At 44.1% G+C, this 14,693-nt stretch carries 11 protein-coding genes; 5 read left to right on the top strand and 6 right to left on the bottom strand.

All coding sequences use genetic code 11. The annotated features are described in order from the left end of the window. Positions 1-6 precede the first annotated feature (6 nt). Positions 7-417, top strand: a complete 411-nt coding sequence (locus tag AB4307_RS05730; protein WP_102333662.1) for a curli assembly protein CsgF — start codon at positions 7-9, stop codon at positions 415-417. Positions 418-433: 16 nt separating this feature from the next. After that, a complete protein-coding gene (locus AB4307_RS05725) occupies positions 434-1,270 on the top strand; it encodes a CsgG/HfaB family protein (protein ID WP_372131395.1) in 837 nt (278 codons plus the stop codon). 84 nt (positions 1,271-1,354) lie between these two features. Here AB4307_RS05725 and AB4307_RS05720 read toward each other — a convergent pair whose 3' ends face one another. Together AB4307_RS05720 and AB4307_RS05715 are read right to left on the bottom strand one after the other, a co-directional pair. Further along, on the bottom strand, positions 1,355-1,777 hold the full coding sequence (locus AB4307_RS05720) for a hypothetical protein (RefSeq protein WP_102321503.1): 423 nt from the start codon (positions 1,775-1,777) through the stop codon (positions 1,355-1,357). A gap of 131 nt (positions 1,778-1,908) precedes the next feature. Beyond that, positions 1,909-2,787 (bottom strand): TraB/GumN family protein, encoded by an 879-nt coding sequence (locus AB4307_RS05715; RefSeq protein ID WP_372131393.1) that lies wholly within the window; start codon positions 2,785-2,787, stop codon positions 1,909-1,911. A 404-nt stretch (positions 2,788-3,191) separates the two neighbouring features. Here AB4307_RS05715 and AB4307_RS05710 point away from each other — a divergent pair, with 404 nt between their 5' ends. Both AB4307_RS05710 and AB4307_RS05705 read left to right on the top strand, forming a co-directional pair. Next, complete coding sequence (locus tag AB4307_RS05710) at positions 3,192-5,843, top strand: beta-N-acetylhexosaminidase (RefSeq protein WP_017071188.1); 2,652 nt, start codon at positions 3,192-3,194, stop codon at positions 5,841-5,843. Between the two features lie 533 nt (positions 5,844-6,376). Then, the gene (locus tag AB4307_RS05705) at positions 6,377-7,069 is read left to right on the top strand and encodes an oligogalacturonate-specific porin KdgM family protein (RefSeq protein WP_004736127.1); all 693 of its coding nucleotides are present in this window, start codon (positions 6,377-6,379) and stop codon (positions 7,067-7,069) included. Between the two features lie 277 nt (positions 7,070-7,346). On the opposite strand, the gene AB4307_RS05700 is transcribed toward AB4307_RS05705, so the two are convergent. Continuing rightward, positions 7,347-7,787: a DUF411 domain-containing protein gene (locus tag AB4307_RS05700; RefSeq protein WP_004736129.1), complete on the bottom strand. Its 441-nt coding sequence runs from the start codon at positions 7,785-7,787 to the stop codon at positions 7,347-7,349. Further along, positions 7,777-10,581: a heavy metal translocating P-type ATPase gene (locus AB4307_RS05695; RefSeq protein WP_372131390.1), complete on the bottom strand. Its 2,805-nt coding sequence runs from the start codon at positions 10,579-10,581 to the stop codon at positions 7,777-7,779. Before AB4307_RS05695 ends, AB4307_RS05700 begins: the two co-directional genes overlap by 11 nt. Positions 10,582-10,881: 300 nt before the next feature. On the opposite strand from AB4307_RS05695, the gene gltX reads away from it, so the two are divergent. Then, complete coding sequence (gene gltX, locus AB4307_RS05690) at positions 10,882-12,309, top strand: glutamate--tRNA ligase (RefSeq protein ID WP_017069020.1); 1,428 nt, start codon at positions 10,882-10,884, stop codon at positions 12,307-12,309. Between the two features lie 125 nt (positions 12,310-12,434). On the opposite strand, the gene AB4307_RS05685 is transcribed toward gltX, so the two are convergent. Together AB4307_RS05685 and AB4307_RS05680 are read right to left on the bottom strand one after the other, a co-directional pair. After that, positions 12,435-12,974 carry a cysteine hydrolase family protein gene (locus AB4307_RS05685; RefSeq protein ID WP_017060533.1) on the bottom strand — a complete coding sequence of 180 codons (540 nt, stop codon included), beginning with the start codon at positions 12,972-12,974 and terminating at the stop codon, positions 12,435-12,437. Between the two features lie 40 nt (positions 12,975-13,014). Continuing rightward, positions 13,015-14,412, bottom strand: coding sequence for an FUSC family protein (locus AB4307_RS05680; RefSeq protein ID WP_017060532.1), 1,398 nt, complete (start codon positions 14,410-14,412; stop codon positions 13,015-13,017). Positions 14,413-14,693: the final 281 nt, after the last annotated feature.

Raw genomic sequence — 14,693 nt, 5'->3', positions numbered from 1 at the left:
CCAAGGATGTCGATATTTTTCAGAAAGGCCGCGCTCATTGCGCTGATAGTTTCGCCTTCGGTTTACTCAAGCGAATTAGTTTATACGCCCGTAAATCCAAGTTTTGGCGGAAACGCTTTAAACAGTTCTCACCTTTTTAATCACGCTAATGCTATCAATGATTATGAAGACCCAAGTGCAAGGGATATCTTTGATGAGCAAGAATCAGCCTTAGATCGTTTAGCGTCTAGTTTAGAGTCTCGTTTGATAAGCCAGTTGCTTGCTGATGTAGGTAACGGAAATACAGGGCAGTTAGAAACAGATGACTTTTTCCTCAATATTGTTGACGACTCCGGGACCTTACTCGTTCAAATCGTCGATAAAGAGACTGGGGAATCGACAGAAATCAGTGTCTCTGGATTAAACCCCGACCTCTAATCACAAGGATTGTGTTATGAAATCGATCATTATCGTCTTCTTGACCTTTGTGTTGGGAGGGTGCACTTACTCTATGCAAATTCCAGAGACTTCTGAAACGCCAAAGTTGATGCCGAGAGGATCGACTTATACGGACCTGATCTCATTACCTCAGCCTCGCGGTAAAATACTTGTTTCGGTTTATGATTTTAGAGATCAAACGGGACAGTATAAACCTCAGCCAAACAGTAACTTTTCGACAGCGGTACCACAGGGTGGAACGTCTTTACTGACCACGGCATTGATAGATTCCCAGTGGTTTGTTCCTCTAGAGCGTGAAGGGCTCCAAAACTTATTGACTGAACGTAAGATCATTCGAGCGGCTCAGAAAAAAGATAAGGTCGTAAATAATCATGGGGCAGACTTGTCGTCTTTGAGTTCCGCTAACATCGTCATCGAAGGCGGGATTGTGGCTTATGACTCGAATATCGTGACAGGCGGTGCGGGTGCCAAGTATCTTGGGGTCGGTGGTTCAGGACAGTATAGAACCGATCAAGTGACGGTTAACTTAAGAGCCGTTGATGTAAGAACCGGGCAAGTTCTATTGAGTGTCACCACCACTAAAACTATCTCTTCACACGAGATTGGGTTCGGCGCATTTCGATTTGTTGATTACAAAGAACTGTTGGAAGTTGAAATGGGCTATAGCCAAAATGAACCGGTCAATATTGCTGTGATGTCTGCTATTGATGCCGCGGTGATTCATTTGATTGTGAAAGGAATGAAGCGTGGAGTGTGGTCGCCGGGCGATCCGAATGCATTAGAAAATCCGATTATCGCACGTTATTCCGAAGCGAGTACAGACATACTTTAAGCTACCGAGTAAGCAGCAAAATAGGGCTATGCGGAAAACGGACCTTTCCCTTAGCCCTGTTTTTTTCTTCAAGCAACTCAATGATCAATTCACATCACACGTAATATCTTTTATCGGTGTTTCCGAGGTAACAAAACAAACATACGCTTCCGCTGGCTTATTCGGGCCTATTCGAATGTAACCTGCCTTTATTTCATCTTCATCAAACGTCACCGAGTGAGAGCTTCCCGTTTGGTTGTCGTAAAAGTTTGCTTCAAAATTGTTGTTCATTTGGCTTGCGATACGGTTTCGTGTTGTAGATGTTGTGAACGTAATATTGGCGCAGCGCATCGGTGGTTTCTCTGTAATCAAAAACTGTCCGCTTTCTTTATCTAATACACCGCCTTTGGTATCCGGTTGTATGTCTATCGCCTGAAACTGTTCGATGGTGCATGTTTCTTTGGCTGAGGCTATTGAGGGCATCAGCATCGTGAGGGCTAAAGGGAAAGCAAAAAGTACTGGTTTCATTAGAACAACGCCATAGGTAAAAAGAGCGAAAGATAATAGCACTGCAATGGTGCTATTAAATGTAAAGATTCTGTTATTAAGGAAATGCTTTTATAACGAAAACAAAATGAGGTTGAGCATCGTTAGCTTTTTTAGCTAGTCTCAAATTGACATTGGGCTGATTGGCTTTGTGATTGCTGAATGACACTGAAGCCTTTCTTTTCTAATAACTGTATAAGGTTACCTTCTCCAATTAGGTGCAAGGTACCAACTACTATCATGTAGTTCCCTTTAGTCTTAAGCTTCCAATCATTGGAGGATAGTTTGTTTGCCCAGTCTATGTTGCGATCGGTTAAGAATGCTTTCTCAAGTTCAGGCGATATCTCTGACAGTTCTGAGAAGGCTTCCAGCTTCGCTAAATCACCCGCTTTCCAGCTTTCAATCAGGCAATGAACCACGCGATCAGTTTGGTCAAATTCTTCAAGGCTACTGACTAACCACTCTTTACCGTCGTCCTTTTGTTTTGTCATCAGGTCTATTTGGAATTGCAGAGGCTCCAAACTGATAACCGGAACATCTTGGGTAGTCGCTTTGTTCGCTAGCGTCGCATCAACGCCGCTGGCGGAGCCATAACCAAGGTTTTTTAACTGCTGCATTTGTATGGAGAGAGAAGTTGCCCAAGGCGGTGAGCGAAGCAGTTGTTGCGTCGGCATGCCCAATGATTTTGATATATCGGTTAATAATTGCAGCTGTTCTGTATTGAGTACATCGGCAGTCGTGAGTTTGTTGCGGGGATATACAACGCCATCAGACTTTCTGATATCCGTTTCGATAATTAAGCCATCACTGTTTTTTAGCGCGTCGGTGATCGCCGAAGGAAGGGGGTACATACTCTCGTCTCCAACGTGCACTGAACCTAAGATAGTGAGTGTCAGATTATCCTTTTGTGCTTGCCAATAAAGGGGCTCGGCGACCGCTTGCCTAGCTGAAAAAGCGAGAACGAATAAAACCATGTACCAGAGTGGACGCAAAGGGAGCTCCTTTAGGAAGTATTAAACTCGTCAAAATCGATTTTGACGTTGTTTTTTAACGGTTTTTTTTGAGAACGATGTCACGTTGTTTGTACGAAAAGTATAACAACACCCAAAAACTCTTAAACCTTTCTCAGTAACAACGACACGATTTTATGAAATCGGTAAAAAAGATTGTGATTCATTTCTCAAATTTTACGTCAAAATTAAAATGACGGAAGTGCCGTTGCTTGTAACTTGATGATTTTATTTAAATTAAATTTATAAAAATTTTTGAGATTTGAAGCCGATCACTTTATTAGCTCGATTTAATTCACGGTAAAAAATAAGCCCATATAGTTTATCTAACTTTCGAAGCGCTCCATTTTGCTTCTTACTCAATTTTTAATTTATGGGTGAATACGATGTTGAAGAGAAACTTACTATCTGTAGCGGTATTGGCTGGCCTAACAGGTTGTGCAGTAACGCAAGCACCAGAACAAAAAGTAGTGAATGCACTGGCTGATAATCTTGATGTTCAGTACGAAATTCTAACTAATCATGGTGCGAATGAAGGCTTGGCTTGTCAGGACCTAGGTGCTGAATGGGCGTCATGTAATAAAGTGAACATGACGCTAACCAATGACGGTGAAGCGATTGACTCTAAAGATTGGAGCATCTACTTCCACAGTATTCGTCTTATTTTAGATGTTGATAATGAGCAATTTAAGATCACTCGCGTTACTGGTGACCTTCACAAGCTAGAACCTACTGAAAAATTTGACGGCTTTGCGGCTGGTGAAGAAGTGGTTCTTCCGTTAACGAGTGAATACTGGCAACTGTTTGAAACTGACTTTATGCCAGGTGCATTCGTGACGGCGCCAAACGCAGAACCTAAGATGATTGCATCATTGAATACAGAAGATGTTGCATCGTTCGTAACTGGTCTAGAGGGTAATAACCTTAAGCGTACGCCTGATGATAATAACGTAATGGCGACAGCGGTGACGCGTTTTGAAAAGAATGCTGATCTAGCAACGCAAGACGTATCAACTACTTTACTACCAACGCCAATGTCGGTAGAAGCCGGTGAAGGTTCAGTTAGCATTGCTGGTGGTATTGCCCTACCTAAAGACGCATTCGACGCTGAGCAATTCGCAGCAATTGAAGAACGTGCAGATGTGGTAAACGTAGATGTGAGTGGCGACCTACCTGTGAGTGTCGCTGTTGTTCCTACTCAGTTTACGGGTGATTTAGCGAAATCTGGCGCTTATGAACTAAGCATCTCGGAAGAGGGGATTGCAATTAAAGCGTTTGATAAAACGGGTGCTTTCTACGCAGTTCAGTCTATTTTTGGCCTAATAGATAGTCAGAACGCTGAATCATTACCACAACTGTCAATTAAAGATGCGCCGCGCTTTGATTATCGTGGTGTGATGGTGGACGTTGCTCGAAACTTCCACTCAAAAGATGCCATCCTAGCAACGCTAGATCAAATGGCGGCATACAAGATGAATAAACTGCACCTTCACCTAACGGATGATGAAGGTTGGCGTTTAGAAATTCCAGGTTTACCAGAGCTAACGGATGTAGGGTCTAATCGTTGTTTTGATTTGGATGAACAAAGCTGCTTACTGCCTCAGCTAGGTTCTGGTCCAACAACAGACAACTTTGGCTCTGGTTTCTTTAGTAAAGCGGATTACGTCGAGATCCTAAGCTACGCTAAAGCGCGCAGCATCGAAGTTATCCCTGAAATTGATATGCCAGCACACGCTCGTTCAGCTGTGGTATCAATGGAAGCGCGTTACACTCGTCTCATGGCGGAAGGCAAAGAAGCAGAAGCGAACGAATACCGCTTGATGGATCCGCAAGATACATCGAATGTAACCACGGTTCAGTTCTACGATAAGCAAAGCTTCATTAACCCATGTATGGAGTCATCAACTCACTTCGTCGATAAAGTAATCTCTGAAGTGGCGGCAATGCACCAAGAAGCGGGCGTACCGCTAACGACTTGGCACTTCGGCGGCGATGAAGCGAAAAACATCAAGTTAGGCGCAGGCTTACAAGATATTAATGCAGAAGATAAAGTGGCTTGGAAAGGCAACATCGATTTGTCTAAGCAAGATAAGCCGTTCCAACAATCACCACAATGTCAGTCATTGATCGCTGATGGTACTGTAAGCGATTTCGGTCATCTACCAAGCCACTTCGCAGAACAGGTTTCTAAGATTGTTGCTGAGAAGGGTATTCCCCACTTCCAAGCATGGCAAGATGGTCTGAAATACAGCGAAGGCGAGGAAGCATTTGCGACCGAAAGTACACGCGTGAACTTCTGGGACGTTCTTTACTGGGGCGGAACTTCATCAGTATACGATTGGTCAGCAAAAGGGTATGACGTGATTGTCTCTAACCCAGACTACGTATACATGGATATGCCATACGAAGTTGATGCAGCTGAGCGTGGTTACTACTGGGCAACACGTGCAACCGATACTCGTAAGATGTTTGGCTTCGCACCAGAAAACATGCCACAAAACGCAGAAACATCATTAGACCGTGATGGCAATGGTTTTACTGGTAAAGGTGAGGTTGAAGCGAAACCTTTCTACGGTCTGTCAGCTCAACTTTGGTCAGAAACAGTACGTACTGACGAGCAATATGAATACATGGTGTTCCCTCGCGTATTGGCAGCAGCAGAGCGCGCATGGCACCGAGCAGATTGGGAAAACGACTACAAGGTTGGTGTTGAATACTCTCAAGAAACTAACTTAGTGAATAAGCAAGCGTTGAACAGCGACTTTAATCGCTTCGCGAATATTCTTGGTCAACGTGAGCTAGCTAAGCTAGAAAAAGCGGGTATTGATTACCGACTACCAGTTCCAGGTGCGAAGGTTGTTGACGGTAAGCTAGCGATGAACGTTCAATTCCCAGGTGTAGAGCTGCAATACTCTGCTGATGGCGAAAACTGGCTAACATACGATGAGCAACAACGTCCATCAGTTTCTGGTGAGACTTACATCCGCTCTATTTCAGAAAGTGGTGAGAAAGTAAGTCGAGTGACCTCAGTTAAATAATCGATAAGCACTATTAGTAGAAGAGCTCCTGACCTTTATCTTATTCAAGATAAAACGGGAGCTCTTTTTGTTTACTGCGAATTAGGTGCATATCCAAAACTGAAACATATAGAAATCGCCTTTGGTCATATCATCAACAATGCACATAAGGTGACTTTAATCCCAAAAGTGACGCGCTTCTCATTATTCTCTTCAAAAAATAAGCCCCCTGTAAAAAACTCTAAATCAGATGTGATTCAACTATCTAGATCTAATTTTTCTTCGTGAAATAACGTGATCCCGATCTGTATATTTTTCCATCTTAAGTTTTTTATCAATTTTTATGTTTTTAAGTTGTTGATTTTAAAGTTTTAAATAACTTGTCTTTTTTTGATAGTGAGAGGGATCACTCTGCTGTCCCTTTTATTTTTAAACGCGAATTAATTCGAGCAACATAGATTTCATGCCAGGGAGGCTACCAACTACTCAAGCGGTGAAGGTGAATGATGTACCGAAGATGTGCCGCTGAAAAAATTAAACTAAGGCAGTTTACTATGAAAAAAATTATCGCTCTAAGTGCTCTTTCTCTTGCTTTCGCTTCTAGTGCTTTTGCTGGTTCTTCTTACGTAACGGGTAACATCCAAATTCATGACGATGGCCGTATCCACGGTTCTGACATGACTTCTACGCTAGAAGCTGGTCACACGTTTGACAACTCTCTAGGCGGCTTCACGGTTTATTCTGAGTTTGATGGTATCCAACTGGGCAAACTTGAATCTGAAAATGGCGGTGCAGGTAATACTACTCCAGGCATCACTGTCGGTGGTGAGCAATCTTTCAACATTACTGACAAATTATGGGTTGCTGCGGGTTACCAACACCTATTCTCTGCAGGTGAGAGCATTCAGTTCCGTCCATTAGTTAAGATCGGTTACAACTTCGATAACGGTATCTCTATTAGCAACCGTACTCGTGCACACATCGATGATACTTCGGCTAATGCTGACACAGACTACCGCATGGATAACCGTATTGGTTACACAGTGAATGCTGACCTAGCACTTAGCTACAACAACGTATACATGATTGATGCTGAAGCGATGGACCATGAGTTACGTGCTACATGGACTCGTCAAGGTGTTCAACCTTACTTTGAGTTCCGTAGCCAAGCTAACGGCGTAGATTTCGCAAACGGCGATTCTAAGCAGAACAACGCATTCGTATTCGGTGCTTCTTACGGCTTCTAAGCCGATTCACTTGGCTGCTTAGTCTATTAGATTATTAGCCGAGTGAGCTTCTTCGCTAATTAGTTTTTTTGTTAAATAGCTTTTTGTTAAATAGCTTCTTAGCCAATTAGCGAGGAGAAATATAGCGGCACTAACAGCCCGGTTGGTACCGCGACAAGATTTGCTTTACTGTCCAAAAGCAAAGAGCCTAGCAAGTAAACCACAGTCTTGGGTTTACTCATGCTAGGCTCTATTTTTATGACTTCTTTTAATTGCTTGGCGTTGGTCTAGTTAAGCTTTATTTTCCGTTGTAATGACGGTACTCAAACACCTGACCTTCTTCATTAAACGCATACACAGAATACTCGTCTTTCTTATCGCCATATTCCATGCCCGGAGAGCCCATTGGCATGCCTGGAACCGCTAAGCCAATCGCATTACGTGGTGGATTTTCTAAAAAGGCTTTCACGTCCTCTGCTGGAATGTGCCCTTCAAATACGTAACCGTCGATCTCTGCCGTGTGGCAAGAGGCTAGTTTTTGCGTTACCCCTAACTTCTGCTTTATTGGATTCATATCATCGTGGAGCTTCTCTGTAACATCGAACCCAGCATCTCGCATATGTTCTGTCCATTCTGTGCAGCAGCCACAGTATGGAGACTTATGGTTTAGAACATCAGTCGCGAGAGCTTGTCCTGAAATTGCAGCGAGTGCTGTAAGAGTCATAATTTTACGAATCATGGTTAACCTCATGAATATGGTTTTTGTTGATATTAGAATATGTGGGTTTAAACAGTCTTAATCTGTTGGCATTGCTTACTACCGTGATTGACGACATCGCCATCGCAGCGCCTGCAACGACAGGGCTAAGCAGAAATCCGAAAAATGGGTAGAGCACACCGGCTGCGATAGGAATACCAAGCGAGTTATAGATGAAGGCACCAAACAGGTTTTGCTTCATATTTCTTACGGTCGCTTGGGACAACTCGATCGCATTGCTTACTGATAATGGCGATGAGTTGAGTAGTGTCATTTGTGCACTTTCAATCGCCACATCGCTGCCGCTACCCATTGCTATGCCTATATCTGCTTGAGCAAGTGCAGGCGCGTCGTTAATACCGTCTCCGACCATGGCAACACTCTTATATTGCTGTTGCAGCTGAACAATATGTTGAGCTTTCTGCTCTGGAAGCACTTCCGAGATAACCTCGTCGATACCGACGTCTTTACCTATTGCTTGAGCCACAGAGTCGTTGTCGCCCGTTAATAGCAGAGTGTGAATTCCGGCGGACTTTAGTTGAGCTATCGCCTGTTTGCTATCTATTTTTAACGCGTCTGAAATGCCTAATATACCTTCGAGTTTTTGGTCAATCACAATGAAAATAGGCGTCCACGCTTGCGAGCGGCAAAGCTCGATGAAATCCGCGCCAACCTCTGTATTGATACCTAATTGGGTTAGGTACTTAAGCGAGCCAACTTGCACGTTCTTGCCGTTAATTGTTGCTTGTACGCCAAGCCCTCGTTGGTTTTCAAATTCGCTGTGTGGGAGTATTGAAACCTGTTGGCTCTCTGCATATTGGCAAACGGCTTTGGCGAGTGGGTGCTCAGATCCTACTTCTACTGAATAAGCATAAGCCAGTAAAAATTGCTCCGTTAGATTAGCGTAAAAGGCCTGTTGAACGGTTGGTTTGCCTTGGGTCAACGTACCTGTTTTATCAAACACAACAGCATCGATTTTGCTAGCAGACTGCAATACATCCGCATCTTTAATAAGAACGCCAAACTCAGCCGCTTTACCTACGCCAACAGTAATAGAGAGTGGGGTCGCGAGACCTAATGCACATGGGCAAGCGATGATCAGCACGGTCGTCGATACGACAAGCATGTAGCTTGCACTTGGTTGTGGGCCAACAAAAAACCAAACTAAGGCGGCAATGGCAGCGATCGCGACTACAACAGGAACGAAAACAGCAGAGATAGAGTCGGCAAGCTTGGCAATTGCAGGTTTACTGCTTTGTGCTTGGCGAACCATCTGGATAATGCGAGCCAACATAGTGCTTGAGCCAATTCCTGTCGCTTCAATAATTAAGCTGCCGTCACCATTAATGGTACCTGCAGAAACGCCATCATTAACTGATTTTACGTTGGGAAGCGGCTCACCAGTTAGCATGGATTCATCGATGTAAGACTCACCTGATACCACAACTCCATCAACCGGTACTTTCTCACCCGGTTTGACACGTATCTGCATACCCACTTGGATAGCTTCTACGGCGATGGTTTGCTCTTTACCATCGACGATAACCACGGCTTTTTGAGGCTGTAAGTTTATCAGCGCCTGTAAAGACTTAGTGGTGCGTGCTTTGGCTTTGGCTTCAATGTAGTGACCTAAAGAAATAAGGCCAACAATCATCGCACTTGCTTCAAAATAGACATGACGAGAAGCTTCAGGGAACCACGATGGAATGAGCACAACCAACATTGAATAGAACCATGCTGCGCCTGTACCTAGAGCGACTAAGGTATCCATGGTCGCGCGCTTATGCATGAGAGACTGCCAAGCATTGGTGAAGAAGCTACGACCTGAGGTAGCAAGCAGTATCAAACAAACGACACCAACCAAGCCCCAAGCCAGTTGATCGTTAAATGTGGCAATGGTCATGCTGCCACCGAACACACCCCATGCCATCAGCGGCGCACCGATTACCAACGCGCTTACTGAGTTTCTAAGGAAGGCTTGTTGAGTACGAAGTTGCTGTTCTTGTTGTTTTTGCTGTTGAGTCGCTGCATCGTCGACAAACTCAGCGCCATAACCAGCAGCTTTCACCGATTCTATTAGAGCGTTTTCAATGATGTCTCTTGTTTGAGAGGTGAAAACCAAGGCAGTTTGTTCGGCAAGGTTGATCTGAGCTTGGTCGACAAACTCATTCTTTTTCAGTGCTTTCTCTACCGAAGAGACGCAACTCGCACAAGTCATCCCCTCAAGAACAAGGTGATAGGTATATTGGCTAGCTGCGGTTTTATCTTCACTCTTTTTATCTGCTTGTTCGTCTTCTAAATCTGAACTCGATGAAAGGTCATTCGTTTCTGAGTAGGGAGCTGCGTGGTAACCCAGGCTTTCGACCAGCTTAATCACCTCAGACTCAGAAAGCAGAGTAACCAGTGATAATTCCTGTTTGCTGACTTCTAGGTTTAAGGCTTGCTCAGTTTGTTCAAGCGCTTTAGTCAGTTTGCTCACACACTTGCCGCAACTCAGACCGGATAGCGAAAGGTGCAGCTGATTACCCATAGAATAGCCAAGCGTTGCTAACTGTTCGTTGAGCTGAATGTAACTAAATGGAGTCGAAATATCGATGTAGGTCGGCGATATGTCATTAATCATCGTGCTGTCGAGATCGCTAAACAGTGTGCGAACTTTCTTCGCGCAACCCATGCAATTTAGGCCGTTGAGCGCCGTTGTGTAGTAGTTCATATCGATACTCCAATTCTCATCTACGCCTAACATAAACCTTCCCGTAAGGGTAAGGTCAAACATAAATTCAAGAACTTGATCTTGGTGGAGTGCTAGCTGGTGGTTTCAGTTTGGAATGGAAGAGGGAAATTAAGAATGTGCGGCTATAATCTACTTGCTAAGACTATCTATTTACGACTTTAAGGGCGTAATTGGCCTTTCAATAACGGCTTTCGTACAACAACAGCGCATTAATCATTCACTACTGATTGTAGATTTAAGCGGTGGTGATAAAATAGCGCCCAAAATTTAGTGATGTTTGACTATTGCAGGCCTTGTAATGGCGAGCACTAAAAGAATCACCTACATAATCAAGGTATTTAAATGACGGTTAAAACTCGTTTTGCTCCTAGCCCAACTGGCTATCTTCACGTTGGTGGTGCACGTACTGCACTTTACTCTTGGCTATTCGCTAAGAACCAAGGTGGTGAATTCGTTCTACGTATCGAAGACACGGACCTTGAGCGTAACTCTCAAGAAGCGGTTGATGCAATTCTAGAAGGCATGCAATGGATGGGTATGGAATGGGATGAAGGTCCTTACTACCAATCTAAGCGTTTTGACCGTTACAACGAAATGGTTGATAAGCTACTTGCTGAAGACAAAGCATTCAAATGCTACGCGTCTAAAGAGCTGCTTGATGAAATTCGTGCAGAGCAAGAAGAAAACAAAGAAATGGCTCGCTACGATGCTAACCACCCTAAAATTGTTGCAGCAAACGAAGCAGCAAAAGAAGGTGATGCGTGCGTTATCCGTTTCCGTAACCCTAAAGAAGGCAGCGTAGTATTTGATGACCAAATCCGTGGTCGCATTGAAATCGCAAACAGCCAACTTGATGACCTGATCATTCGTCGTACAGACGGTGCACCAACTTACAACTTCGTAGTAGTAGTGGATGACTGGGACATGGGTATCACACACGTTGTTCGTGGTGAAGACCACATCAACAACACACCTCGTCAAATCAACATCTATGAAGCACTAGGCGCGCCAGTTCCAACGTTCGCTCACTGTGCAATGATTCTTGGTGATGACGGTGCGAAACTTTCTAAGCGTCACGGTGCTGTTTCTGTAATGCAATACCGCGATGAAGGTTACCTACCAAATGCATTAAACAACTATCTAGTTCGTTTAGGCTGGTCTCACGGTGACCAAGAGATCTTCTCTCAAGAAGAGATGATTGAATTCTTCAGCCTGAACGCTATCAGCAAGTCTGCTTCTGCATTCAACACTGATAAGCTACTTTGGTTGAACAACCACTACATCAAGACATCTGAGCCTGAGTACGTTGCAAAATACCTGCAATGGCACCTAGACGCACAGAAGATCGATACAACAAACGGTCCAGCTATCACTGAAGTGATCAAGCTAGTTGGCGAGCGTTGTAACACGCTTATCGAACTTGCTGAGCAATCTCGTTACTTCTACGAAGATTTCTCTGAGTTTGAAGCTGGTGCAGCGAAGAAGCACCTACGTGGTGTTGCTAAAGGCCCACTAGAGCTTGCTCTTGCTAAGGTTGAAGCACTTGAAGATTTCACTACTGCAAACATCAAAGATGGTGTAATTGCAGCTGTATGTGAAGAGCTAGAGATCGGCATGGGTAAAATCGGTATGCCACTTCGCGTAGCAGTAACAGGCGGCGGTCAGTCTCCTTCTGTTGATGCAGTGATGGAGCTTGTTGGTAAAGAGCGCGTAATCGCTCGCATCAAGATGGCTCTTGAGTTCATTGCTGAGCGTGAAGCTAACGCTTAATCCTATTTCTCTTGTTTGAGATAGAATGTACTTGAGATAGAACGATCATCAGCCGACAGCTTAATTCGCTGTCGGCTTTTTATTGTTTAATGAAAATACGGTCAACGTATTTTAGGACGAGACAGTTATAGCAAGTCTTGAGCTTTTGCTAAAACACTGAGTTTTGGGAATATATTTTGGCAGCTGTGCTGGTGGTTCATCGGGTTCATATCTGCAATCGCATCTTCGACAATCACCACGTTATAACCCAGTTCAAATGCTTGTCTAGCCGTTGATTCGACCCCAATACTTGTTGCTACCCCGGTCAGATAAATATCCGTAATACCTTGCTCACAAAGCTGCTTCTGCAAATCTGTGTTGGTAAATGCACCCCAGGAATATTTGGTTAGATAGCGATAATTAGGGTTTAGGCGCAGGCTTTCGATGACCTCTCCCCATACGATCTTTGATGCGTCAGGCTGAGCCGCTTTATTTTGCAGTTCCGTTCGGCCTTGTGGACGACCGGCTACATTAACAATAATTACGGGTAAATCAGCATCATCAAATGCATCGCAGAGAGCAAGGCTGTTCTCTATGATCGGTCGGGACACGGTTTCCGGTAATTGATCAACGATACCTTGTTGCAGGTCGATAACGACAAGCGCAGAGCATTTACTCATTTTCATTACTTTATGCCTTAGTGGTCTTTGTGTGAGGTTATAGTGGTTAACTTTTACGGTGTATTAAGCGGGTGTAAAAGCGGATGAAAGCCAGTGCAACCATCATATAAATGAGTAGGTTCAAAGGGGTAGTGACGTCATAAACAGGCACAAGTTGCGTTGCGCTCATGGTAATCATTACTAATAGGTTGCCCCCGAGAACTCGATAGACCATCCACTGATTACCAGCGAACAGGCGATACACCGTAAAGACATTAACAAAGTAAAATGCCATTAATTGCCATACTTCGGTCATCGAAGGTAACAGCAGAACATACTGAATGAGGAACAGTGACCCAAAGGCTAAGTAGCCAATGGTCCAGTGCTTTATCATTTGCCTAGGCATGTTGCTTAATATCAAGGCGCAAATGGCACTGTTAATGATGAACAGACTTCCCGATGATATTGGTAGATATATCCAGACTAGAATTGCTGAGATGAAGCTCATTGTGCCGACTAACGTATTGCTTAATCGTTGCTGGCTGTTGTCAAGTAATCGGGCAAATAAGCGCTTTTTCTTAAAGTTACCCTGGTAGAATTGTTTGACTGTCTCTGGAAAAGGGGGCTTGTAATCGACATTAACCGATGATGCTTCAATAAAAGCCATAGCCTGGTTAAGTATCGAAAAATCATTGTGATCAACCCCTTGATCATGGGCGTTTTGCAGTAACTGTTTGGCAACCCAGATTGCTTGAGTTTGCTGTTGATGCTTCCACTGCTTTCTGGCAGGCATACGGCCATGCAAATCGGGCAGGCGCATCAGATCGTTCAGCGCTTTGAAGGTCGGGCTTTCAATATTTAACTCGCAGCTCGTGTGTAACTGGAAACGCTGCGCTGAGTCATTGTAAGCGAGTGAATGAATGAGGGGAGACATCGCCTCTAAAACAACACTGACTTCGTTGTTAAAGCGTGTGTCATCATCCTCAGGCCAAACCACGCTATAGATGGTCGTATAGACCACGAAGCCAAGCAGGGTTTCTTGCAGCCTTAGTACCGCAATATTAAATGTAGCTACACCATCAAAGCTGCCAGATATCGCCAGCAGGATGCAGACAATAAATGCCGTAATGTAAGCATAGCCGATGACCGGATCGGAACCCATGTATATACAAATTGCGAGTAACAGTGCGATGTTTGCTAAAAAATAATATCGATCTTGCCCAAAAACAGCGATTAACCAAAGCCCGACAAACGCGCCACAAAGCGTCCCCAACAATCTGAGAATGCCTTTTTTCTTGCCAGCAGTAATAGTATCAGTGATGGCCAATATATTGACCACGATAGCCGCCCAGTAAGGCTTCTCAAGGTTAAAATACAACGCAAGGTAGATAGCTAAACAAAATGCTAGGGCAACCTTTATGGCATTCTTGGCTGGAGTGCTCAGTGACTTTATAATGAGTAGCATAGTGGGGTTTAGCGGCAGAGGGATCGAATACGAGGATATTGCCTGATCTTTTGGTCAGCCTAAACTCTAGTTTGAAGGCCTTGATCCATCAAATATAGCAACTCTATTGCATCGTTTAACATTCAGGGGGAGGGGGGCGATCAGTCACTCTACTTATACGATATTGTTCGATGCTGATAATGATCGATAGATCTTCTAATAGTTAATAGCGATAGAACATCAGGTTTATCGTTCTTCTAAGCTGGCTAGTTGTTCCGATTATTTTAGGTTCATCGCGGCTT

The organism is Vibrio sp. 10N.261.52.C2 (assembly GCF_041471425.1).
Classification (GTDB): Bacteria; Pseudomonadota; Gammaproteobacteria; order Enterobacterales; family Vibrionaceae; genus Vibrio; species Vibrio crassostreae_C.
The sequence above is the reverse complement of the archived record's forward strand: the minus strand, read 5'-3'. Positions and strand labels throughout refer to the sequence as shown.